This is a genomic window from Bacillus sp. FSL K6-0255 (assembly GCF_045040725.1).
Taxonomy (GTDB): Bacteria; Bacillota; Bacilli; order Bacillales; family Bacillaceae; genus Bacillus; species Bacillus subtilis.
This window is the reverse complement of the sequence record NZ_CP150278.1, coordinates 1,482,444-1,506,143: the sequence shown is the minus strand read 5'-3', so window position 1 is coordinate 1,506,143 and position 23,700 is coordinate 1,482,444. Positions and strand designations below refer to the sequence as shown.

General features: G+C 41.7%; 24 protein-coding genes. 9 read left to right on the top strand and 15 right to left on the bottom strand.

Going from position 1 to position 23,700, the window contains the following annotated elements; all coding sequences use genetic code 11:
- The first annotated feature begins 270 nt into the window (after nucleotides 1-270).
- Nucleotides 271-1,836 (top strand): neutral metalloprotease NprE, encoded by a 1,566-nt coding sequence (gene nprE / locus MHB62_RS07880; protein WP_003245026.1) that lies wholly within the window; start codon nucleotides 271-273, stop codon nucleotides 1,834-1,836.
- A 351-nt stretch (nucleotides 1,837-2,187) separates the two neighbouring features.
- Nucleotides 2,188-3,102 carry a class I SAM-dependent methyltransferase gene (locus tag MHB62_RS07875; RefSeq protein ID WP_003245561.1) on the top strand — a complete coding sequence of 305 codons (915 nt, stop codon included), beginning with the start codon at nucleotides 2,188-2,190 and terminating at the stop codon, nucleotides 3,100-3,102.
- A gap of 77 nt (nucleotides 3,103-3,179) precedes the next feature.
- Here the strand turns inward: MHB62_RS07875 and MHB62_RS07870 are convergent, their stop codons facing one another.
- From MHB62_RS07870 to MHB62_RS07860, 3 genes are all read right to left on the bottom strand, one after another.
- Entirely contained in the window at nucleotides 3,180-3,608 is a 429-nt protein-coding gene (locus MHB62_RS07870) for a GNAT family N-acetyltransferase (RefSeq protein WP_003232296.1), read from the bottom strand.
- A 25-nt stretch (nucleotides 3,609-3,633) separates the two neighbouring features.
- Entirely contained in the window at nucleotides 3,634-4,431 is a 798-nt protein-coding gene (gene suhB, locus MHB62_RS07865; protein WP_003232297.1) for an inositol-1-monophosphatase, read from the bottom strand.
- Nucleotides 4,432-4,570: 139 nt separating this feature from the next.
- The gene (locus MHB62_RS07860; RefSeq protein WP_009967148.1) at nucleotides 4,571-4,759 is read right to left on the bottom strand and encodes a hypothetical protein; all 189 of its coding nucleotides are present in this window, start codon (nucleotides 4,757-4,759) and stop codon (nucleotides 4,571-4,573) included.
- A 239-nt stretch (nucleotides 4,760-4,998) separates the two neighbouring features.
- Here MHB62_RS07860 and MHB62_RS07855 point away from each other — a divergent pair, with 239 nt between their 5' ends.
- Entirely contained in the window at nucleotides 4,999-5,637 is a 639-nt protein-coding gene (locus MHB62_RS07855) for a YktB family protein (protein ID WP_003232300.1), read from the top strand.
- A 32-nt stretch (nucleotides 5,638-5,669) separates the two neighbouring features.
- Here MHB62_RS07855 and MHB62_RS07850 read toward each other — a convergent pair whose 3' ends face one another.
- Nucleotides 5,670-5,936 carry a UPF0223 family protein gene (locus MHB62_RS07850; protein WP_003245382.1) on the bottom strand — a complete coding sequence of 89 codons (267 nt, stop codon included), beginning with the start codon at nucleotides 5,934-5,936 and terminating at the stop codon, nucleotides 5,670-5,672.
- Between the two features lie 184 nt (nucleotides 5,937-6,120).
- On the opposite strand from MHB62_RS07850, the gene speA reads away from it, so the two are divergent.
- Entirely contained in the window at nucleotides 6,121-7,593 is a 1,473-nt protein-coding gene (gene speA / locus MHB62_RS07845; protein WP_003244780.1) for an arginine decarboxylase, read from the top strand.
- A 39-nt stretch (nucleotides 7,594-7,632) separates the two neighbouring features.
- Here speA and MHB62_RS07840 read toward each other — a convergent pair whose 3' ends face one another.
- Nucleotides 7,633-7,752 carry a GapA-binding peptide SR1P gene (locus MHB62_RS07840; RefSeq protein ID WP_003232305.1) on the bottom strand — a complete coding sequence of 40 codons (120 nt, stop codon included), beginning with the start codon at nucleotides 7,750-7,752 and terminating at the stop codon, nucleotides 7,633-7,635.
- 418 nt (nucleotides 7,753-8,170) lie between these two features.
- Here MHB62_RS07840 and slp point away from each other — a divergent pair, with 418 nt between their 5' ends.
- Nucleotides 8,171-8,545: a peptidoglycan-associated lipoprotein Slp gene (gene slp / locus MHB62_RS07835; protein WP_003245672.1), complete on the top strand. Its 375-nt coding sequence runs from the start codon at nucleotides 8,171-8,173 to the stop codon at nucleotides 8,543-8,545.
- 44 nt (nucleotides 8,546-8,589) lie between these two features.
- Here slp and lpdA read toward each other — a convergent pair whose 3' ends face one another.
- The 5 genes from lpdA to MHB62_RS07810 form a co-directional block, all read right to left on the bottom strand.
- Nucleotides 8,590-10,002, bottom strand: coding sequence for a dihydrolipoyl dehydrogenase (gene lpdA, locus MHB62_RS07830; protein WP_003232309.1), 1,413 nt, complete (start codon nucleotides 10,000-10,002; stop codon nucleotides 8,590-8,592).
- A 4-nt stretch (nucleotides 10,003-10,006) separates the two neighbouring features.
- Nucleotides 10,007-11,335, bottom strand: coding sequence for a pyruvate dehydrogenase complex dihydrolipoyllysine-residue acetyltransferase (gene pdhC, locus MHB62_RS07825; RefSeq protein WP_003232311.1), 1,329 nt, complete (start codon nucleotides 11,333-11,335; stop codon nucleotides 10,007-10,009).
- 114 nt (nucleotides 11,336-11,449) lie between these two features.
- Nucleotides 11,450-12,427 carry a pyruvate dehydrogenase complex E1 component subunit beta gene (gene pdhB, locus MHB62_RS07820; RefSeq protein WP_003232313.1) on the bottom strand — a complete coding sequence of 326 codons (978 nt, stop codon included), beginning with the start codon at nucleotides 12,425-12,427 and terminating at the stop codon, nucleotides 11,450-11,452.
- A gap of 3 nt (nucleotides 12,428-12,430) precedes the next feature.
- A complete protein-coding gene (pdhA, locus tag MHB62_RS07815) occupies nucleotides 12,431-13,546 on the bottom strand; it encodes a pyruvate dehydrogenase (acetyl-transferring) E1 component subunit alpha (RefSeq protein WP_003222294.1) in 1,116 nt (371 codons plus the stop codon).
- 423 nt (nucleotides 13,547-13,969) lie between these two features.
- On the bottom strand, nucleotides 13,970-14,641 hold the full coding sequence (locus MHB62_RS07810; protein WP_009967146.1) for a YkyA family protein: 672 nt from the start codon (nucleotides 14,639-14,641) through the stop codon (nucleotides 13,970-13,972).
- Between the two features lie 213 nt (nucleotides 14,642-14,854).
- Between MHB62_RS07810 and MHB62_RS07805 the strand changes: the two genes are divergently transcribed.
- Both MHB62_RS07805 and def read left to right on the top strand, forming a co-directional pair.
- Entirely contained in the window at nucleotides 14,855-15,013 is a 159-nt protein-coding gene (locus MHB62_RS07805) for a YjcZ family sporulation protein (RefSeq protein WP_003232317.1), read from the top strand.
- 109 nt (nucleotides 15,014-15,122) lie between these two features.
- On the top strand, nucleotides 15,123-15,677 hold the full coding sequence (gene def, locus MHB62_RS07800) for a peptide deformylase (RefSeq protein ID WP_029726528.1): 555 nt from the start codon (nucleotides 15,123-15,125) through the stop codon (nucleotides 15,675-15,677).
- Between the two features lie 35 nt (nucleotides 15,678-15,712).
- Here the strand turns inward: def and MHB62_RS07795 are convergent, their stop codons facing one another.
- Nucleotides 15,713-16,486 carry a Cof-type HAD-IIB family hydrolase gene (locus MHB62_RS07795; protein WP_015715823.1) on the bottom strand — a complete coding sequence of 258 codons (774 nt, stop codon included), beginning with the start codon at nucleotides 16,484-16,486 and terminating at the stop codon, nucleotides 15,713-15,715.
- A 385-nt stretch (nucleotides 16,487-16,871) separates the two neighbouring features.
- Between MHB62_RS07795 and rnpZA the strand changes: the two genes are divergently transcribed.
- Both rnpZA and rnjA read left to right on the top strand, forming a co-directional pair.
- Nucleotides 16,872-17,081: an RNA polymerase subunit omega 1 gene (gene rnpZA, locus MHB62_RS07790; RefSeq protein ID WP_003222303.1), complete on the top strand. Its 210-nt coding sequence runs from the start codon at nucleotides 16,872-16,874 to the stop codon at nucleotides 17,079-17,081.
- A gap of 5 nt (nucleotides 17,082-17,086) precedes the next feature.
- Complete coding sequence (rnjA, locus tag MHB62_RS07785; protein ID WP_003245660.1) at nucleotides 17,087-18,754, top strand: ribonuclease J1; 1,668 nt, start codon at nucleotides 17,087-17,089, stop codon at nucleotides 18,752-18,754.
- A 33-nt stretch (nucleotides 18,755-18,787) separates the two neighbouring features.
- On the opposite strand, the gene ade is transcribed toward rnjA, so the two are convergent.
- The 4 genes from ade to kinC form a co-directional block, all read right to left on the bottom strand.
- A complete protein-coding gene (ade, locus tag MHB62_RS07780) occupies nucleotides 18,788-20,521 on the bottom strand; it encodes an adenine deaminase (RefSeq protein ID WP_032721495.1) in 1,734 nt (577 codons plus the stop codon).
- Nucleotides 20,522-20,676: 155 nt separating this feature from the next.
- Nucleotides 20,677-21,342 carry a Ktr system potassium transporter KtrC gene (ktrC, locus tag MHB62_RS07775; protein WP_003222311.1) on the bottom strand — a complete coding sequence of 222 codons (666 nt, stop codon included), beginning with the start codon at nucleotides 21,340-21,342 and terminating at the stop codon, nucleotides 20,677-20,679.
- 62 nt (nucleotides 21,343-21,404) lie between these two features.
- A complete protein-coding gene (locus tag MHB62_RS07770) occupies nucleotides 21,405-22,232 on the bottom strand; it encodes a gamma-glutamylcyclotransferase (RefSeq protein ID WP_003232330.1) in 828 nt (275 codons plus the stop codon).
- A gap of 15 nt (nucleotides 22,233-22,247) precedes the next feature.
- Nucleotides 22,248-23,534 carry a two-component sensor histidine kinase KinC gene (gene kinC, locus MHB62_RS07765; protein ID WP_003232333.1) on the bottom strand — a complete coding sequence of 429 codons (1,287 nt, stop codon included), beginning with the start codon at nucleotides 23,532-23,534 and terminating at the stop codon, nucleotides 22,248-22,250.
- Nucleotides 23,535-23,700: the final 166 nt, after the last annotated feature.

Here is a 23,700-nt window from a genome sequence, read left to right as displayed (position 1 = left end):
TTAAGGCCTCATTCGGTTAGACAGCGGACTTTTCAAAAAGTTTCAAGATGAAACAAAAATATCTCATCTTCCCCTTGATATGTAAAAAACATAACTCTTGAATGAACCACCACATGACACTTGACTCATCTTGATATTATTCAACAAAAACAAACACAGGACAATACTATCAATTTTGTCTAGTTATGTTAGTTTTTGTTGAGTATTCCAGAATGCTAGTTTAATATAACAATATAAAGTTTTCAGTATTTTCAAAAAGGGGGATTTATTGTGGGTTTAGGTAAGAAATTGTCTGTTGCTGTCGCTGCTTCGTTTATGAGTTTATCAATCAGCCTGCCAGGTGTTCAGGCTGCTGAAGGTCATCAGCTTAAAGAGAATCAAACAAATTTCCTCTCCAAAAACGCGATTGCGCAATCAGAACTCTCTGCACCAAATGACAAGGCTGTCAAGCAGTTTTTGAAAAAGAACAGCAACATTTTTAAAGGTGACCCTTCCAAAAGGCTGAAGCTTGTTGAAAGCACGACTGATGCCCTTGGATACAAGCACTTTCGATATGCGCCTGTCGTTAACGGAGTGCCAATTAAAGATTCGCAAGTGATCGTTCACGTCGATAAATCCGATAATGTCTATGCGGTCAATGGTGAATTACACAATCAATCTGCTGCAAAAACAGATAACAGCCAAAAAGTCTCTTCTGAAAAAGCGCTGGCACTCGCTTTCAAAGCTATCGGCAAATCACCAGACGCTGTTTCTAACGGAGCGGCCAAAAACAGCAATAAAGCCGAATTAAAAGCGATAGAAACAAAAGACGGCAGCTATCGTCTTGCTTACGACGTGACGATTCGCTATGTCGAGCCTGAACCTGCAAACTGGGAAGTCTTAGTTGACGCCGAAACAGGCAGCATTTTAAAACAGCAAAATAAAGTAGAACATGCCGCCGCCACTGGAAGCGGAACAACGCTAAAGGGCGCAACTGTTCCTTTGAACATCTCTTATGAAGGCGGAAAATATGTTCTAAGAGATCTTTCAAAACCAACAGGCACCCAAATCATCACATATGATTTGCAAAACAGACAAAGCCGCCTTCCGGGCACGCTTGTCTCAAGCACAACGAAAACATTTACATCTTCATCACAGCGGGCAGCCGTTGACGCACACTATAACCTCGGTAAAGTGTACGATTATTTTTATTCAAACTTTAAACGAAACAGCTATGATAACAAAGGCAGTAAAATCGTTTCTTCCGTTCACTACGGCACTCAATACAATAACGCTGCATGGACAGGAGACCAGATGATTTACGGTGATGGCGACGGTTCATTCTTCTCTCCGCTTTCCGGCTCATTAGATGTGACAGCGCATGAAATGACACATGGCGTCACCCAAGAAACAGCCAACTTGATTTATGAAAATCAGCCAGGTGCATTAAACGAGTCTTTCTCTGACGTATTCGGGTATTTTAACGATACAGAAGACTGGGACATCGGTGAAGACATTACGGTCAGCCAGCCTGCTCTTCGCAGCCTGTCCAACCCTACAAAATACAACCAGCCTGACAATTACGCCAATTACCGAAACCTTCCAAACACAGATGAAGGCGATTATGGCGGTGTACACACAAACAGCGGAATTCCAAACAAAGCCGCTTACAACACCATCACAAAACTTGGTGTATCTAAATCACAGCAAATCTATTACCGTGCGTTAACAACGTACCTCACGCCTTCTTCCACGTTCAAAGATGCCAAGGCAGCTCTCATTCAGTCTGCCCGTGACCTCTACGGCTCAACTGATGCCGCTAAAGTTGAAGCAGCCTGGAATGCTGTTGGATTGTAATATTAGGAAAAGCCTGAGATCCCTCAGGCTTTTATTGTTACATATCTTGATTTCTCTCTCAGCTGAAACGACGAAAAGATGCTGCCATGAGACAGAAAACCGCTCCTGATTTGCATAAAGAGGGATGCAGCCGCAAGTGCGCATTTTATAAAAGCTAATGATTCAGTCCACATAATTGATAGACGAATTCTGCTACAGGTCACGTGGCTATGTGAAGGATCGCGCGTCCAGTTAAGAGCAAAAACATTGACAAAAAAATTTATTTATGCTAAAATTTACTATTAATATATTTGTATGTATAATAAGATTCTCCTGGCCAGGGGAATCTTATTTTTTGTGGAGGATCATTTCATGAGGAAAAATGAGTCCAGCTTAACGTCTCTAATTTCAGCTTTTGCCCGTGCATATCACAGCCGATATGACACACCTCTTATTTTTGATGATTTTATCGCAAAAGATCTCATTAACGAAAAAGAGTTTATCGACATCAGTAAAAATATGATTCAAGAAATATCGTTTTTCAACAAAGAGATCGCCGAACGTCTTCAAAATGATCCTGAAAAAATATTAAAATGGGTTGCACAAATCCAGCTGTCTCCAACGCCCCTAGCACGTGCTTCTTATTGTGAAAAAGTCTTGCACAACGAATTAATCCTGGGGGCAAAACAGTATGTCATTCTTGGAGCGGGACTGGATACTTTCTGCTTTCGGCATCCAGAATTAGAAAACAGCTTACAGGTTTTCGAGGTTGATCATCCGGCCACACAGCAATTGAAAAAAAATAAGCTGAAGGATGCAAATCTGACAATTCCGGGTCATCTTCATTTTGTTCCTATGGATTTCACCAAAACGTTTTCGTATGATCCTCTCTTAGATGAAGGATTTAAAAACACAAAAACATTCTTCAGCCTTCTCGGAGTGTCTTATTATGTAACACGGGAAGAAAATGCAAGCTTGATCAGCAATTTATTTTCTCATGTCCCGCCTGGAAGCTCTATTGTTTTTGATTATGCGGACGAAACACTTTTTACAGCAAAAGGGACGTCGAATCGAGTTGAACATATGGTGAAGATGGCTGCCGCAAGCGGGGAACCGATGAAATCATGTTTCACTTATCAAGAGATTGAACATCTGTTAGAGTCATCTGGTTTACTGATCTATGAACATCTATCACCAGACGACATCAATGACCTTTTCTTTAGTAATCGAAAAGACAATTTGTCAGCGTTTGAAACGATTCATTATATTCATGCGGTAAAAAAATAATTTTCAAATCATCAGAAGCCTCTCAATGTTTGAGAGGCTTTTTATTGAACCCGCATGCAGCAAATAAGCTGCCATTATCATACGGCAGCTTCTGCTAAAGGCTTCACCAAGATCATAAATGATTTGCCTTTCTCATCTTTTTCCGTTTTCAGCTGTTCAAAGCCGCATTGGCTTAAAAACAGTATCCATTCCCTGCGCTCAATGGGAACTCCCGCAAACATCGCTTTATGTTTCGCTCTAAGCAATTTGCTGATCTGTTCAATGATCATCTTCGCATGTCCCTTTTTTTCTTCAGCCGGGTCAATCAGGACCGTTCCGAGCCACGGCTTACCGTTTGAAGGAGACCACTCAAGATGGTAGCTGACGGCAACAGGCATACCGTCTTTTTCCCATACAAGCCATGAACCGTTGTACATGGAGTAGGAAATGATATAGTCTTCTGCATCTTTATCTCCAAACTCCTCCTCTTTCCATACAGGATGAGCCTCCGCGAGCTTTTCTAACAAGCTGAGATCATCCTGCTCAAATGGCCTACTTCCGAGCATGAAGATACTCTTCAAATATCGTTTTATGTATAGATGGGTTTCCGGCTAGCACACTGTGGTTTTCTAAAAAGGTAAACGGCTCTCCTTCAATGGTCGTATAGGTGCCTCCTACTTCATTTAACAGCACACAGCCGGCTGCGTAGTCCCATGGCGCAAGCCGCATCGTGATGTAAGCATCTATTCTTCCTGCCGCGACATTTGCCAGCTCTAAAGCGGCAGAACCGTAGGAGCGTGTGCCTCTGACTCTTTTCACAAGTGGCGCTAACACACTTTGATCAATTCTTCTGTTTTCCGTTACCCATGTTGCATTAATGGCAAGAATCGCTTCTTCAATGACGGTTTCTTTTAATGGAGCCAGCTTCGTTTCATTCATATAAGCTCCTCTGCCGCTAAATGCGTGATACAACTCATCGTGCACCACATCATAAATTAAACCGATTTTACCTTCACCGTTTTCAAAAATCCCAATGGAAATCGCAAAATTTCTTTGCTGGTGCACAAAATTCATCGTCCCATCAATCGGATCAATAATCCATACGACTCCCTCAAGTGAGTGGATTTTGTCTCCTTGCCCCTCTTCACCGAGTATCCGATGTCCCGGAAATGTTTCTTGAATTCGATCAATGAAAAACTTTTCGGTTTCTTTGTCAATATTGGTGACTAAATCATTCGGATTTGATTTCGTTTCAATTGTCAGGCTTTCATGCATGGATTGTGTAATTCTCGCGCCTGCTTCTCTTATCCATTTCTTTGCAATCTCATCGATTTCCGTCCAATTTGTCATTCGTTCGTACCTCTCTTCTATGTAGACCTTTTATTTTATAGGATACTGATAACGGCAATGAAAAAGCAAGGAAAATGAAAAATATCCCTTCTCACGTAAAAACGAACCATTCATGCGGTTCGTTTTCACTATCGCTTTTTTACCCGTTAAGACGAATCCATTCTTTTCTAAGTCGCTCAAGTTTGTTTTTGCTTTGTTCAATCTGCTCTTCATTTTCTTTCTGCATTGCTTCATATAGGGTTGCCAATTCATAATCAACCTCTAGTCTCCAGACAGCAACACGATTGTTTTTCTCTTCCTTAAATCCCTCTTTTACAACTTGCCTCATTGTCTTTCGCCCCTTCCAGAGATCATTTGTTTGTAAAAAAGCATCCCATTTTGCCATTCAACAATGATTACTTCTTATATCGTATGATTGTTCTATTTACGCGCAACATGATTCTGAAAATTGTGTGTTTACCTACTCGTTTATTACCACATTTCTCCTTACTTCAAACGCGCTCAATCTTTTTGAAGCTCGTATGAACTGTGATAAAATATGTATACTTAGCATGAAGGAGGAAAATCATGACACAAATGCGTTTCACTGAAGAAGACTTTAACACATTTACAATAGAAGGCTTAGACGCGCGCATGGAAGTATTAAAAGAGACGGTCCGTCCGAAGCTTACAGCTCTAGGCGAACATTTTGCCCCAACTTTATCAGCTTTAACCGGAGATGAAATGTTTCCGCATGTGGCAAAGCACGCAAGAAGATCCGTCAATCCCCCGGCTGACAGCTGGGTGGCGTTCGCAAACAGCAAAAGAGGCTATAAAAAACTGCCGCATTTCCAAATTGGTTTATGGGAAAGCCACGTCTTTGTATGGTTCGCGATTATTTATGAATCCCCTATCAAAGAAGAATACGGCAAATTGCTTGAAGTGAACCAAGAAACCATTACGAAAAATATCCCTGACAGCTTCGTTTGGTCTGCAGATCACACAAAACCGGGAGTACATAAACAGTCTGAAATGGACAAGGAACAGCTGAAGACACTGTTTGAGCGTTTGCAGACTGTAAAGAAAGCCGAGCTGTTATGCGGCATCCAGCTCCAAAAAGAAGAAGTGCTGAATATGAATAACCAGGAATTCCTTCAGCGTATCGACGATGCCTTTAAACAGCTTGCTTTTCTGTACCGTCTCACCCAAAAAGTAACACAAGCATAAAAAAGAGCCGGGATATCCCCCGGCTCTTTTTCTTACATCTTAATCTTCGCGTGATCAGATTCTCTCGCCTGTTTGACCGTGCGATAAGGAGAATATGTACTTTGTTCCTCAAACTCGCCGCATAGCTTTTTTTCTTCGGCCTTCCCCGGTACAATTTCCTTGAAACGGCGGTAAGCTTTAAGCAGTTCTTCACGATCCGCCCCTTTTTCATATGCAAGCTCAACCTGCTGGAAAAATGCAATCACATCCACTGCTTCTTCGGTTGTCCAATCTTCATTCATCGGATATTGATACTCCATTTTCTTCACTCCTTGTAGATTTACTTCCCTTAAGAGAAAGCATCTTCATTTGATCATAAATTGTTCTTTACATTCTTTCAAGTTCATAATATAATTCATTTGTTTTACGTCTAAAAAACGGTTGAGAAACTGATTTTAATACACACTATTATGCATAGGTATGATTACAAAGGTGGGAAAACAATTGTCGCAACATGAAACACCCTTATACACAGGACTGAAAAAGCATGCAAGCAGACAGCCTGTTCAATTCCACATTCCCGGCCATAAAAAAGGGGCAGGAATGGACCCAGAATTCAGACAATTTATCGGTGAAAACGCGTTAAGCATAGATTTGATTAATATTGAACCATTAGACGATCTGCACGCGCCAAAAGGCATTATTAAACAAGCACAAGATCTGGCTGCTGAAGCATTTGGAGCGGATCATACATTTTTTTCTGTTCAAGGAACAAGCGGCGCCATTATGACAATGGTAATGGCTGTTTGCGGACCTGGTGATAAAATTATTATTCCAAGAAATGTTCATAAATCAATTATGACAGCTATTGTATTTTCCGGAGCGGTTCCAATTTTTATTCATCCTGAAATTGACAATGAATTGGGCATCTCCCACGGAATTACACTTGAATCTGCTAAACGGGCGCTTACCGAGCATCCGGATGCAAAAGGGCTTCTCGTCATCAACCCGACATATTTCGGTGTTGCAGCCGACTTAAAAAGCATCGTAGAACTCGCTCATTCGTTTGATGTGCCAGTGCTTGTGGATGAAGCACACGGCGTTCACATTCATTTTCACGACGAATTGCCGCTATCGGCTATGCAGGCAGGAGCGGACATAGCAGCGACAAGTGTACACAAGCTGGGCGGATCACTGACACAAAGCTCTATTTTAAACATGAGAGAAGGCCTTGTATCTAAAGACAGAGTGCAATCCATCCTGAGCATGCTGACAACTACGTCAACTTCTTACTTGCTTCTCGCTTCTTTGGATGTTGCCAGAAAACGCCTTGCAACAGAAGGCCGCCAGCTTGCTGAGGAAACACTCAAGCTTGCCAATCAGACGAGAGATCGCCTCAATCAGATTGAAGGCATTTATTGTGTCGGTTCTGAGATTCTTGGGTCGAAAGCAGCTTACAGCTATGATCCGACAAAATTGATTATCTCTGTGAAAAGTCTTGGCCTGACAGGACATGACGTGGAAAAATGGCTTCGTGAATCCTTTAATATTGAGGTGGAGCTTTCTGATCTGTACAATATTTTGTGTATTTTCACTCCTGGTGACAGCCAAAATGATGCAGACCGGCTTGTAGAGGCTTTAACTGAGATCGCACAGCAAATGTCAGAACAAGATGTAACACATCAGCAAACTGAGGTTCTGCTTCCAGAAATACCTTTATTGGCAATGACTCCGCGTGATGCTTTCTATGCAAATACGGAAGTCATCCCATTAAAAGAAGCATCCGGACGGATTATTGCTGAATTTGTCATGGTATATCCGCCTGGTATTCCAATCTTCATCCCAGGAGAAATTATTACAGAAGAAAACATCAGCTACATTTTTAAAAACCTTGACGCAGGCCTCCCTGTTCAAGGACCTGAGGACTCGACTTTACATATGATCCGGGTCATCAAAGAACAAAAAGCAATTCAATAAAAAATAAAAAGCATGCGGCTTTAAGCCGCATGCTTTTTTTTACTCTTCATCAACAGGACATTGACATTGTCCGCAGCAAGTTCCATATAATGTTGTCACTTTCTCATCTTCAAAGTAATGAATGGCTTCGTTGCAATCTTGGCAAACAATCGTACCCATCTCTTATTCCCCATTTCTTTGAAATTTGAAAACGCTTAATTTCTTTTGTTGTTATTATATTAATATGTCACATTTAAAATGTCAACAACAAACTGTATAACACATTTTATTTCATATCATCATATTCACCTTGTTTTTCCATTTTCCATCATACAATATCTTCTTCATACAGAAGCTTTACTCGATATATATGCCACAGCACATAATGTAATTGCACGTTTTCTTGAACTTTCATCCAAGAATGCAGCAAAAAATTCAATATACCCCAGGTTGCTATTTTAAACGATTGATATAATATGTAATCTCACTTTAAAAACGGTTTCAATTATATAACAATTAGGTAACAAGAAGCAGATTAAGCCGTCTCTCGTGATAAACTAAAGCTAGTTAACTACTGTTTATACAGAGGAGAAGATAGATGCGATATCGCGCGGTATTCCCCATGCTGATAATAGTATTTGCTTTATCGGGCTGTACGCTTTCCACCATCAATCCGATGAAAAAAAGCCGGATTGACAACATTCATCATACACAAATCCTGTTTTTTTCTGATGAGAACCAAATAGACCAGGAAGCGCCTTATTACGATGCACTGCTTGATTTAGAAAAAGATTATCCCGAGCAAATAGATAAAATGAAGGTCTATGATAAAAAAGAAGGCTGGGAAGATGAGATTGAAACTGTCCCTACCCTTATGGTTGTTGATCAGCGCCATGTCGTGGTGAAAATCGAGGGATGTGTGAAAAAGAAAGAAGACATCATTAAACCATTACAGCATGTGCTGTCAAAATAAAAAAACAGCCCTCGCTCAAAGCGGGGCTGTTTTTGATATGAAAATTATTTTACGATGTGAATCGGACTTCCGATTGCCACTTCAGCAGCTTCCATTGTGATTTCGCCCAATGTTGGGTGAGCGTGAATTGTCATTGCGATATCTTCAGCAGTCATGCCGCCTTCAATCGCTAAGCTTAATTCAGAAATCATATCAGAAGCACTTGCTCCGGCGATTTGCGCACCGATCACAAGACCGTCCTCTTTACGAGTGATCAGCTTCATGAAGCCGTCTGTTTCGTTAAGAGAAAGCGCGCGGCCGTTTGCTGCAAATGGGAATTTAGCAGCAACAATGTCAAGACCTTCTTCTTTCGCCTGTGCTTCAGTGTAACCAACTGATGCAAGTTCAGGCTCAGAGAAAACAACCGCAGGAATACCAAGGTAATCGATTTCTGCAGGCTCTCCAGCGATAGCTTCTGCAGCGATTTTACCTTCGTAAGATGCTTTATGAGCAAGCGGCGGTCCTTCGATGATATCACCGATTGCATAAATGTTAGGTACGTTTGTGCGGCACTGTTTGTCAGTTTTCACGATACCGCGGTCCGTCATTTCGATACCGACTTGCTCAAGACCAAGCTCATCAGTGTTTGGACGGCGTCCTACTGTAATCAATACGTAATCAGCATCAACAGTTTTTTCTTCGCCTTTTACTTCGAAAGTAACTGTTACGCCGTCTGGTCTTTCTTCAACGCCTTTAGCCATCGCGTTTGTATGGATTTCAACGTTGCCTTTTTTCTTCAGTCTGCGTGTAACGAGAGAACTCATTTGTTTTTCGAAGCCAGGAAGAATTTCATCTCCGCCTTCAAGAATAACAAGTTCAGTACCGAAGTTAGCATACGCAGTTCCAAGTTCAGTTCCGATGTATCCGCCGCCGATAACAACGAGCTTTTTAGGAATTTCTTTAAGAGCCAAAGCGCCAGTTGAATTCAGGACACGCTCACTATATTTGAAGTTTGGCAATTCGATAGGACGAGAACCAGTAGCAATGATTGCGTTTTTAAACGTGTATGTTTGAGCAGAGTTCTCATCCATAACACGAACTGAATTGCTGTCTACAAAGTAAGCTTCACCTTTTACAACATCTACTTTGTTGCCTTTAAGAAGACCTGCTACACCGCCAGTAAGCTTGTTGACAACAGAAGCTTTCCATTCTTGAACTTTTGTGAAATCAACTGTTACATTCTCAGCAGTGATTCCCATGTCATCAGAATGTTTTGCATTCTCATAACGGTGACCTGCATTGATCAGCGCTTTTGAAGGGATACATCCAACGTTCAGACAAACGCCTCCAAGAGTTGCTTTTTCAACGACTGTTACTTTTTGTCCAAGCTGTGCAGCGCGGATGGCAGCTACATAGCCGCCAGGTCCCGCACCAATTACAAGAGTATCTGTTTCAATAGGGAAATCTCCTACTACCATAACATTACGCCTCCATTAAAATTAATTGTGGATCGTTCAGTAAACGCTTGATGTGATTTAATGCATTTTGCGCAGTTGCTCCGTCGATCATACGGTGGTCGAAGCTGAGAGAAAGAGCTAAGACTGGAGCTGCTACGATTTCGCCATCACGAACAATCGCTTTTTCTGCAATGCGTCCGATACCAAGAATCGCAACTTCTGGATGGTTGATAACCGGAGTGAACCATTGTCCGCCGGCAGAACCGATGTTTGTAATTGTGCAAGATGCGCCTTTCATTTCAGCTGGAGCAAGCTTGCCTTCACGAGCTTTTGTTGCAAGGCCATTGATTTCATCAGAAATTTCAAAGACAGATTTACGATCTGCATTTTTCACAACCGGTACAAGCAAGCCTTTTTCAGTGTCAGCAGCGATACCGATGTTGAAGTAATGTTTTTGGATGACTTCATCTGTTTTATCGTCAATTGACGTGTTTAAAACAGGGAATTTTTTCAGTGCAGATGTAAGAGCTTTTACAACGTAAGGCAAGTAAGTCAGCTTGATTCCTTGATCAGCAGCAACCTGTTTGAACTGTTTACGATGTGCAACAAGGTTTGTTACGTCCACTTCGTCCATTAACGTTACGTGAGGAGCAGTGTGTTTAGAGTTAACCATCGCTTTTGCAATTGCTTTACGGATACCGCTCATTTTTTCGCGTGTTTCTGGGAATTCGCCCTCTGGAGCTGGTGCAGCAGCCGGTTTAGCAGCTGTTTCTTGTGGTGCAGCTGTTTCTTGCGGTGCAGCTTCTTGCGCTCCTCCGTTTACAAAGCTGTCGATATCTTCTTTTACAACACGTCCGTTGTTGCCTGAACCAGTAACCTTACGGATGTCTACACCTTTTTCACGTGCATATTTACGTACGGAAGGCATAGCGATCACGCGTTTGTTCGGGTCAACTTCAGCTTGATCCTGCTGTCCTGCGCCAGTAGCTTTTGCAGGCTCTTGAGCTTGCTCTTCTTTCGCAACGTCTTGTCCAGCTTCTGCAGTTGACTGAACTTGTGCTTCAGTTTTCGCATCGTCAGACTCGTCGCTGCCTTTAAATTGAAGATCTTCGTAACCAGGTGCATCAAACGTAATAATCGTTTGTCCAACAGTTGCAACCGTTCCCTCTTCAACTTTTAATTCTAATACTTTTCCTTTAACAGGTGAAGGAATTTCTACTACTGCTTTATCATTTTGGACTTCAGCCAGTACATCATCTTCGTCTACCTCGTCGTTAGGCTTGACAAACCATTTTACGATTTCGCCTTCGTGGATACCTTCCCCGATATCTGGAAGTTTAAATTCAAATGCCACAGTTCTCGACCTCCTAGTTTGATTAAGCAATTTTAAAGTTTACATCGTAAGCATTGAAAACAGATATATAATAGAGGGAAAACGTTCATCTTCCCTCTCGATTATGCAGTTTGATTAAAATTCAAGCACTTTTCTTGCTGTTTCAAGAACGTCTTTATGGTTTGGAAGCCATACGCTCTCCGCTTGAGAGAAAGGAAATACTGTATCTGGCGCTGCAACGCGAAGTACAGGTGCTTCCAAGCTCAGGATCGCACGGTCATTAATTTCTGCTACTACGTTTGCAGCAATACCGGCTTGTTTTTGTGCCTCTTGAACGACAATCGCGCGTCCTGTTTTTTCTACAGAGGCGATAATTGTATCGATATCAAGTGGGCTTACTGTACGAAGGTCGACAACTTCAGCAGAAATGCCGTCTTTTTCAAGCTCATCAGCAGCTTTTAATGATTCATGAACCATTGCGCCGTAAGTGATGATTGAAAGATCAGTACCTTCACGTTTCACGTCAGCTTTTCCAAGCTCAATTGTGTATTCTTCTTCAGGAACTTCCTGACGGAAAGAACGGTAAAGCTTCATATGCTCTAAGAAGACAACAGGATCATTGTCTCTGATCGCAGAAATTAAAAGTCCTTTGGCATCGTAAGGAGTTGATGGAATAACAACTTTGATACCAGGCTGTTGTGCAACAAGACCTTCCAAGCTGTCAGCGTGAAGTTCAGGAGTATGAACACCGCCGCCGAATGGAGAACGAATTGTTACAGGTGAAGTCCAGCGTCCGCCAGAACGGTAGCGCATACGAGCCATTTGGCCAGAAACTGAATCCATTACTTCATAAACAAATCCGAAGAATTGGATTTCCATTACCGGACGGAAGCCGTTTAAGCCTAAACCAAGGGCAAGACCGCCGATACCAGATTCAGCAAGTGGCGTGTCAAACACACGGTCTTCACCGAATTCTTTTTGCAATCCTTCTGTCGCACGGAATACGCCGCCGTTTACACCAACGTCTTCTCCGAAAACTAAGACATTTTCGTCATTTTTCAGTTCTGTGCGTAACGCATCCGTGATTGCTTGAATCATTGTCATTTGCGCCATGGCTTACTTCGACTCCTTCTGTGTATAAATTTCAAATTGCTCCTCAAGGTTGTGAGGCATTTTTTCGTACATGATTTTCATTAAATCAGTTACTTTTTGCTTCGGTTCAGCATCAGCTTTTTTGATCGCTTGCTTAATTTCTTCTTTCGCATCCTCAATCACTTTTGCTTCTTCTTCTTCAGACCATAAGCCTTTGTTTTCAAGGAACGCACGGAAACGTACAAGCGGATCTTTTTGTTCCCACTCATTTTCGATTTCTTTTGTACGATATTTAGTAGGATCGTCACCAGCCATTGTGTGCGGGCCATAACGGAATGTAAGTGTTTCAATTAGTGTTGGACCTTCGCCGTTGATTGCGCGCTCGCGTGCTTCAGCAGTTGCTGCGTATACAGCAAGCGGATCCATTCCGTCTACTTGTACGCCGACAATACCGGCAGCTACAGCTTTTTGTGCAATTGTTTCAGCTGCAGATTGTTTTTCAACAGGAGTTGAAATCGCGTAACGGTTGTTTTGCACCACGAAGATTGCAGGTGCTTTATAAGCTCCGGCAAAGTTAATTCCTTCGTAGAAGTCCCCTTGAGAAGCTCCGCCGTCACCAGTGTAAGTGATTGCGACAGCTTTCTTACCGCGTTTTTTAAGACCTAGCGCAACACCGGCAGTTTGAATGTATTGAGCACCGATAATGATTTGTGGAGAAAGGGCATTCACATCATCAGGCATTTGGTTTCCTCTGAAATGTCCGCGAGAGAAAAGAAACGCTTGATATAATGGAAGGCCGTGCCAAATTAACTGAGGCACATCACGGTATCCAGGAAGAACAAAGTCTTCTTTTTCAAGCGCGAAATGCGTTGCAATCTGAGAAGCTTCTTGACCCGCAGTAGGAGCGTAAAATCCGAGACGTCCTTGACGGTTTAATGAGATAGAGCGTTGGTCAAGCACACGCGTAAATACCATGCGGCGCATTAGCTCTTTTAATTGATCATCAGTTAAATCAGGCATCGCCGCTTCATTCACGACTTCTCCCTTTTCATTTAAAATTTGGAACGTTTCGAACTGCTTTTTAATGGCATCAAATTGCTTCTTACTGTCAACGATAGCTTTTTTCGTTTTTGCAGCCATACTAAGTCACCTCTTCCTTTCTTTTAAACAGTCATTAGACGTGCATTCCTTTTATACATACAAACTTAGGGTACCCTAAAGTATCAGCAGTAAGTCGTATTATATTTTAGCCGATCCCCAGTTTGCCAAAACCTTTTATGTAGGATAGTTACACTCTGCTTTGAACTGTATTATTTCGAAGTTGTAAAAAACTAATACAACACCGCTTAACATGGATTAGTTTACACCAAATAAAGAAGAACCGTCAATCGTTTTCATCGCTGATTTTCAATAAATGTATTCGCTTTACATTTTCATCAAAAAAACAGATGCCAACCGCACCCAAAACTGTACTAGTATACCTTACTATGCTGTACTACAATAGAAATGAAAATTTTGAACGAAATCCGAATCGCATTTCATTCAAAAAAAGAGCTGATCGAGTCAGCTCTTTTTCACACGATAGCCTGCAGCATCATATAAATCTTCCCGGGCTTTATTATATTTTTCGGTTTGTTCATTAAATTCTCCGCTATATTTAAGGATCTTTTCATAAGAAGCATTGACTTTATCGATCTGCTGATCCAGATCATCTCTTGTCAAATCTTTGTCTTTCAGCTGCATATACAGTTTTTTATTAAGCTCAAGCGCTTTTTTATACTCTTTATACATAGTGCCATATGATGTATATCTTTTCTCCATATGGTTTGCTGCGGCATCGGCCTTTTCTTTTATGTCTTTTTCCTTAATATGTTCCGCTGACGTTTTTGCTTCCTCAAATTCTGTTTCCGATTTTTTCATGCTGTCATTTTCAAGCTTTAGGTGTTCTTCGCGCTTGCTGACATTTTCAAGCGCCTTATTAGATAAAGCAACAATTTTTTTATAATCATCCATATTGAGCTTCATAACACTATCGTAAAGCTGATTTTCTTTGGCCTCTAATTCTTTGAGTGTGTTTTGTTCTTCTTGAAACGGCTTTTCCGATTCCGCGGCTTTTTCTAATGAATGATGAAGTGAATCAACCGGGTCCTGTCCCATGCATCCTGTTAATATCAGTGCCATGGCACAAAAAGCTCCGATCTTGATTCCAGGCCGCCGTTTTATAGCGTCTTTCACGTTAAATCCCCCAATCTTGACAATTTCTACTATAGAATCCATGGGGACATTTGGCAATAGCCGTGCTGTATAAATGCAATACTGAAATTAAATCAAAAAAGTGAAAAATCAGGACAGATGACCATACAACTTTTTTGTTTTTACATAGGTTATATTAGACGCTATGCCTACTTATAAAGGCTCTGGCGTAATTAAAAGAGGAGGTTATGTAATATGTATGGATATGGTTACGGCGGAGGCTGCTGCAGTTATGGTGGTTACGGATATGGTGGCTGCGGATATGGCTACGGCCGCACCTTTGCGCTAATCGTTGTTTTATTCATTCTGTTAATCATTGTCGGAGCTGCTTATTTAGGTGGAGGCTGTTGCTAACCACACAGCATGAAATTGACCAGCCATATACGGCTGGTCATTCGTTTCGTTGCACCTTTGTGAAGAAATCCGATATAATTTACATATTAAGCTTTAGGAGTGAAGTTTCTTGATTACCATGGAAAACATCGTACGTGACGGCCATCCAGCCCTCAGAGAGACTGCCGAACCTGTTGAGCTGCCTCCAACTGATGCAGAAAAACAGCAGCTGGCCGACATGATCGAATTTGTTAAAAACAGCCAAAATCCAGAATTAGCCGAAAAATACAAGCTGCGCCCTGGCGTAGGACTCGCAGCTCCTCAAATTAATATCAAAAAACGAATGATCGCCGTTCATGCGGAAGATGCTTCCGGTAAATTATACAGCTATGCTCTGTTTAATCCTAAGATCGTCAGCCATTCAGTTGAAAAAAGCTACTTAACAAGCGGCGAGGGCTGCCTCTCTGTGGATGAAGCGATTCCCGGTTATGTTCCCCGCTATTCTCGTATCAGAGTAAAAGGAACAACACTAGAAGGCGAAAATATTGATATTCGTTTAAAAGGATTTCCGGCTATTGTGTTTCAGCATGAGATCGATCATTTGAACGGCGTTATGTTCTATGATCATATTGATAAGGAAAATCCTTTCAAAGAACCTGAAAATGCACTCGCAATTGAGCGCTAATAGAAAAAGCGGCTGGCACAATGCCAGCCGTTTCTTTATTTTAAAAGGCCCAATTCTTTGACAGCGTATGCAATTCCATCCTCGTCCACCGGTTTTGTTACAAAGTCCGCGATTTCTTTCAGTTCGGGAACAGCATTTCCCATAGCAACGCCTGTCCCAACATATTCAATCATTTGCAGATCATTTAATCCGTCGCCGAAAGCATATGTATCGCCGATATCAAACGGAAGACGCTCAATCACTTTTTTGATTCCTTCTGCCTTCGAACCTCCGTGCGGCAGAACATCAGTCGATAGCTCATGCCAGCGAACTAGATCAAACTCAGGAAAAGCGGCATAAGCTTTTTCTTCTTCATCCTGACAAAATAAAAGAAGCTGAAAAATTTCTTTTCCTTCATAAAAAAGGTCATCGGTCTCTGGGTAATCGGTTTTAAGGCTGCCGATTCCCTCGAGAACATGAGGGTGATCCGCAACAGTCGCTTTCATCGTGTCCTCAGCCATAAACACAACAGGATGCTTGCCTTCATCCGCCTGCTTTAATAATCGCCTGATTGCATCTTTAGGCAGCGGATTTTTATAAATCACTTGATTTTCAAAGACAACAAACTGTCCATTGTAGGAAATAAATGAGTGGATGCCCAGCTCCTCCAAAATCGGCTTAACCAAAAATGGAGACCGGCCGCTGGCAATAAACACATGATGCCCTTGGCGCTGCAGCTCCGCCACGGTTTTTCTCGTACTTTCCGGTATATTCTTATCATGATCATATATTGTGCCGTCAATATCAAAAAAGATTAATTTAGAATCCATCGCAACTTCCCCTTTATCGTCTTGGTCTGCAATTCCCACCCTCATCATACAAAAAGATTGTCATTCAGCAAACAATTTCGTTCAAAAATCATATTAAATTCCATTAATAACCACGAAAAGTCTTCCTCAATCTCCGTATACTATTTGTATAAAAGAACTCTGGGACAAATTTTTCATTAAAGGAGGGACTGGCTAATGCTGCGTAAATTAAGAAAGAAACTCAGAAGACAATGGAACGGAATGCTCCGTAAGAAAGCAATTGCCTGACAAGGGATCTTTCACTTTTTGAGAGATCCTTATTTTGCTCAAGGCTTTCCTTATATTCCGTTTTCGAATATAATAGAATGAGCGAGTCTAACATACGGCATTTAAGGAGAGATTTGGAATGATTTATAAGGTATTTTATCAAGAGAAGGCTGACGAAGTACCTGTTCGGGAAAAGACAGATTCACTTTATATTGAAGGCGTATCTGAGCGTGACGTCAGAACAAAGCTGAAAGAAAAGAAATTTAATATTGAGTTTATTACACCTGTTGATGGTGCATTCTTAGAATATGAACAACAGAGCGAAAATTTTAAAGTATTGGAGTTATGAGCGGTATGAAATTTGTAAAAAATGATCAGACTGCTGTTTTCGCCCTCGGAGGTTTGGGCGAAATCGGTAAAAATACGTACGCGGTGCAATTCCAGGATGAAATTGTACTGATTGATGCGGGGATCAAGTTTCCCGAGGACGAACTGCTCGGAATTGACTACGTCATCCCTGATTATACGTATTTAGTCAAAAACGAAGATAAAATTAAAGGGCTTTTTATCACCCACGGGCACGAAGACCACATCGGCGGTATTCCATACCTGCTCAGACAAGTGAATATTCCTGTATACGGCGGAAAACTCGCGATCGGCTTACTTCGGAATAAACTTGAAGAGCATGGATTATTGAGACAGACGAAACTGAACATTATCGGCGAGGATGATATTGTAAAGTTCCGCAAAACGGCTGTGTCATTCTTCAGAACAACACACAGTATTCCGGATTCCTACGGCATTGTTGTAAAAACGCCGCCCGGAAACATTGTACATACTGGGGATTTCAAATTCGACTTTACTCCAGTCGGCGAGCCGGCAAACTTAACGAAAATGGCCGAAATCGGTAAAGAAGGCGTTTTGTGCCTTCTTTCAGACAGCACAAACAGTGAAAATCCGGAGTTTACCATGTCTGAGCGTCGTGTAGGAGAAAGCATTCATGACATTTTCCGCAAGGTGGACGGCCGAATTATCTTTGCTACATTTGCGTCGAATATTCACCGCTTGCAGCAGGTAATTGAAGCTGCTGTACAAAATGGAAGAAAAGTTGCCGTATTTGGACGCAGTATGGAATCGGCTATCGAAATTGGACAGACACTCGGTTATATTAACTGTCCTAAAAATACGTTTATTGAGCATAACGAAATCAATCGTATGCCTGCTAATAAAGTAACAATTTTATGTACAGGAAGCCAAGGGGAACCAATGGCGGCGTTATCAAGAATTGCAAACGGCACACACCGCCAAATTTCAATCAATCCTGGGGATACGGTCGTATTTTCTTCATCCCCTATCCCAGGCAACACAATCAGCGTGAGTCGAACAATCAACCAGCTGTATCGTGCGGGTGCTGAGGTTATTCACGGCCCTCTTAACGATATCCATACATCCGGTCACGGCGGACAGGAAGAACAGAAGCTGATGCTTCGTTTAATCAAGCCTAAATTCTTCATGCCGATTCACGGTGAGTACAGAATGCAAAAGATGCATGTCAAGCTTGCAACAGATTGTGGCATCCCAGAGGAAAACTGCTTTATCATGGATAATGGTGAAGTATTAGCGCTTAAAGGCGATGAGGCTTCAGTTGCAGGAAAAATCCCGTCCGGTTCAGTGTACATTGACGGAAGCGGTATCGGTGATATTGGCAATATCGTACTTCGTGATCGCAGAATTCTCTCTGAAGAAGGACTTGTCATCGTTGTTGTCAGCATTGACATGGACGACTTCAAGATTTCAGCGGGTCCAGATTTGATTTCCAGAGGATTTGTGTACATGAGAGAATCTGGCGACTTGATCAACGACGCTCAAGAGCTCATTTCAAATCACTTACAAAAAGTAATGGAACGAAAAACGACTCAATGGTCTGAAATCAAAAACGAGATTACAGACACTCTTGCGCCTTTCTTGTACGAAAAAACAAAGCGCCGTCCAATGATCCTGCCGATCATTATGGAGGTTTAAAAAAAGAGGCACTCCCTAAGGGAGTGCCTCTTTTTATTGCAGTGATATGTGTTGAAATGATTTTACATCGAATAATCCCGTAGTCGTCATTTTAATATCAGGAATGACAGGCAAAGCTAAAAACGACAATGTCAAAAATGGATTAAATCCGCCTGTGAAACCGATTAACGGCAATTTATCATGAAGCGTCAGCAAGCTTTGATTCACTTGCTCTGCAGATTGGTCGGATAATAACCCTGCAATCGGCAACGGTACTGAATGGAGCTCTTCCCCATTTTTTATAATCGTTAATCCTCCGCCAATTTCCTGCAGCTTATTAACTGCCGCCGCGATATCCTCATCATTCGTTCCGACAGCAATAATATTATGGGAGTCGTGTGAAATGGTTGTGGCAATCGCTCCGCTCTTGAATCCAAAACCTTTCACAACACCAAGTCCGGTTTCTTTTAATCCTTTATGCCGCTCGACAACTGCAATCTTTAACAAATCAAACTCAGTGTCAGGCTCAAATTCGCGGGCAACAGGAGCCGGAACTTGTACTAATCGTGTTTCAAGCTGATTTGGTATGATTTGAATGACATTGATTTGCTGCTCTGAATCGATTGGCATATGAAAATCCTGTTTGTTAAGAGGAGCAGCAAGCTTAACAGAATCAAGCAGTGCCTGATCTGGTGCTGCAGTTGAAGCATGATCCTGATAGACCGCTTTGCTGTCTTCAGCAACAGTCTGCCCTTTTACCATCGTCATTGTGACAGTGACATTTTCCAGATCAGATACAAAGAGCAAATCAGCGTCAAAACCCGGGGCAATCGCTCCCTTTGTATCTAATCCGTAGCATTCGGCCGCATTGAGGCTTCCTAATTGATAGGCTAAAAACGGATCAAGTCCGGCTTGAATCGCCATTTTCACCTGATGGTTTACACTTCCCTCTGACAATAAATCATCCACATGCTTATCATCCGTACAGAAAAAGAACCGGCGTGCGTTCTTTTCATTTACCGCCGGCAGCACATTGAGCGTGTTTTTGGCGACTGATCCTTCACGCATCATGACATACATGCCTCTTCTGATACGATCAAGGGCTTCTTCCTTCGATGTTACTTCATGGTCGTTTAAGACAAAGGCGGTTCTGTAAATGTTAATGAGGTCTGTTGATAAACCAGCTAAATGACCGTCTATCCGTTTTCCTGCCACACGGGCATCGAGCAGTTTCTGAACCATGTCTTCTTCAGCCTGCTGAACCGACACATAATCCATAACTTCAGCCAGCCCTAATACTTCTTCTTCTTCATAAAAAGGCTTGAGATCGGCAGCTTTGAGAATTGCGCCTGATCGCTCAAAACTTGCGGCAGGCACACTGGAAGGAAGCATAAAATGGATATTCAGCGGTGTATGCTGAGCTTGTTCAAGCATAAACACAATCCCTTTTTCACCAGACACATTCGCGATCTCATGCGGATCTGTAACAACCGTCGTCACGCCATGAGGCAACACTGCTTTAGCGAACTCAATCGGTGTAACCATTGACGACTCAATATGTACATGTCCATCAATAAAACCCGGAACAATCATTTGTCCCTCTGCATCAATGGTATTTTCACCTTCATACTCACCGAGGCCTACAATAACTCCATCTGTAATCGCAATATCTTCATATATCCATTCTTGATTATATACGTCCATGATTTTTCCGTTCCTAATGACGATATCAGCTTTTTGTCTTTTGGCTGAAGCATTCAGCCTATTGACTAGCGCTTCTTTATTCAAATAGGCCCCTCCTCTTTTTTATTATATGGTACAATATGCTATCGGAACGCCTGTGCTTAGTCAATGAAATTTTAAGAAATTGGCGCTCAGTTCATTAAAGTTGTTATATTCTGATAATACGAAAAACCGCCCTTTGAGGACGGCTTATTTGACTGCTATTTAGTATGAAGAACTCTTTTTTCAAAACGGGAGATGTCTGTAACTGATCCAATAACAATGAGTATATCTTCTTGGTGGATGACTTCGGTTGCAAGCGGTGATACGATGACTTCCTTGCCCCTTTTTATGGCTACGATATTAATACCGTATTTTGCGCGAATATCTAAATCGAGAAGTGTATTTCCAGCCAGGCGGCTGTTAGCTACGATTTCAACAAGACTATGCTCTTCAGACAGCTCCAAATAGTCAAGTACATTGTTGGACACGATATTATGCGCAATTCGTTTTGCCATATCGCGTTCTGGGTGGACGATGTGATCCGCGCCAATTTTAGACAGCACTTTTTCGTGATAATCGTTCTGCGCTTTAACTGTAATCGTATGGACGCCAAGTTCTTTCAGAATGAGTGTCGTTAAAATACTCGCTTGAATATTTTCCCCGATTGCTACAATAACGTGGTCAAAATTTCGCAGGCCTAAATTTTTCAGGACAGATTCGTCTGTCGAATCACCGATAACTGCGTGAGATGCAATCTTGGCATACTCGTTGACTTTATCTTCATCGATATCCATTGCCATAACCTCGACGCCTTCTTCGCTTAATGCTTTGCAAATACTGCCACCAAAACGGCCCAGCCCAATTACCGCAAATTCTTTTTTCATCGTGGTGCTCCTTTATATGACATGATATTGATCAAATTTTATCATATTCTTTTGTTACAGTGTTATCCTTTTGGCAGCGAATTCATATGCCGCTTGAGCTTTTCAGTAAACTCAGGCGACAAATACAGCTCCGCTCCGCGTTCGATTTCAATCTGATAGTGCTGAGGCGGGGCAATTTCCGCTTCTTTTTGGAGGACGAGAAAGGTTAAGCAGTCTTTGTAGTGCCTTCCGCCAGCTTCAACGTCTACAAATGCCGGCCGATACGTAAGAGATTCGACACCCTCCCTTTTATATAGATAGGAGAGAGCAGAATAAGGAATACGGTATAAAACGCCTTCTGTTGTTCCTCCGTCTTCCAACATGTCCGCTCTTGAACCGTCATCCCTTTTTAGCGTGAAGCGAGTTGTGTATCCTTTTAAAACACCTCTTCCTACTGGATCTTGAAAATAGTGATCGACTCCCGCTTTTTGAAAGCGGGCATTATCCATGCATGATCCGTAGGCAAAATAATAAATGGGATTTTTCGATTTGCTGATCATCTGATGTTCTTTCCAGTCGCCGCTGCTTATTTTCGTAAAACCGGCACACCCGTCTTTGTTCATAAAATAAATAAGCGCATTTTTAATCCCGACATCCGTTTCTACAAACACCGTTTGTTTATGATATCCTTGAAAAAATTGATCGAGCTTATGTATACACAATTCATCTGCTTCATATACTTCGCCGTATATATAGCCTTCACTATTTAAAACAGCTGTGGGCTCCTCTTTTGCAGCAAACAAACTTCCCTTTGTTCTCGCCTGCTCATTGATACATGCCGATTGTGCCAGCAAATGATGGTTTTTTTCATGCTTTCTTAATGTCCCGTATACAAACAGAAGCGAGTTCACTTTATTTTTCTCCTCTCAGCTGTCTGATTTTAAAGGCAAAACCACTTGAAAGACGCTGCCTTTTCCAGCTTCACTTTCGATTTTCAATTCCCCGTCATGTTCCTTCAGGATTCTCAAACAAATGGGAAGTCCCAGTCCAGTGCCCTTTTCTTTTGTTGAATAAAAAGGTTTGCCAATCTGCTTCAGCTTTTCCTGCGGCATGCCGTTTCCTTCATCCTTTACGCTTATCACTGCATGAGAGGCGGTTTTAGCAGTTGAAATGGTGACGACACCGCCCTTTGGCATTGCCTCAATTCCGTTTTTAATGATGTTGATAAAGACCTGCTTCAGCTGATTTTCGTCTCCATTAATCATACAGCCATCTGTCTCTTTGAAATTTTTCTCTATGACGATATTGGACAGAATGGCATTGGTATCAAGCAATGTCGTGACTTGTTTCAAGATCTCATTAAGCTGGTGTGTTTTAAATGTGATTGCCTGCGGTTTTGCAAGCAGCAGCAGCTCGCTGAGCACTAAATCGATTCTTTTAATCTCTGAAAAGATGATGTCAAAATAGTCTTTTCTGTCCGGATATTGTGTTTTCATAATCTGGAGGAAACCGCTGACAGATGTTAAAGGGTTTCTGACCTCATGAGCAATACCTGCGGCAAGTTCACTTGTGATTGATAGTTTCTGGGATTCCCTCGCCAGCCGTTCATTAATCTCAATGAGCTCATCTTCAGCCTCTTTCCGCTCAGTGATATCTGACATTGTACCCAGGCTGCCTGTAAATTGGTCATCCCGGTCATAGTAAAGTTTATAATGAACTTCTCCCCAAAAAATCGTGCCGTTCTTTGTCACGTATTTTGCCGTAAACATGCCAGAAGACGCTTTGTTTTGGATTTGGGTGTTAATGTGGTCGGCTACGTGCTTTTCTTTTATGAAGTAATCGTTATACATTGTTCCCATACATTCACTGATTGAAAACCCGGTTATAGATGCCCACGCTTGGTTTAAATATGTAATTTCGCCTTTTGCATTTGTTTGAAATACGATTTCCTGCAAATTATCCATGATGCGGTTTTTTTCTTCAGAAAGCTGTTTATACTTCCATTCGTTATCCTTCATTTTCTTAACCAGCTGCTGTTTCTCATCAATATAATAAGCCAACATCCAGACACTTACCAGCGTGACTGCAGTATACACAATATCAACAGGCCAATTAATCGGGTTTTTGCCTATAAAATAAAATAAATAATCCCAAAACATTATAAAAATCATTGCCAAAATGATGGAAATGATACGAGCTTGATATTTTCTCATATGACCACCTGCCGCTTGTGTTTCTCTACTTATTGTACCATTCTTCGACAAATAATTGAGTAAAATATGTAAAGTATCCCAAATCATTCATTACCAAATATCTTGATGTCTTATCTTAGGCGGCGGTAATCAAAAATTGGCACGCAAAAAAGGCGGAGATGATATC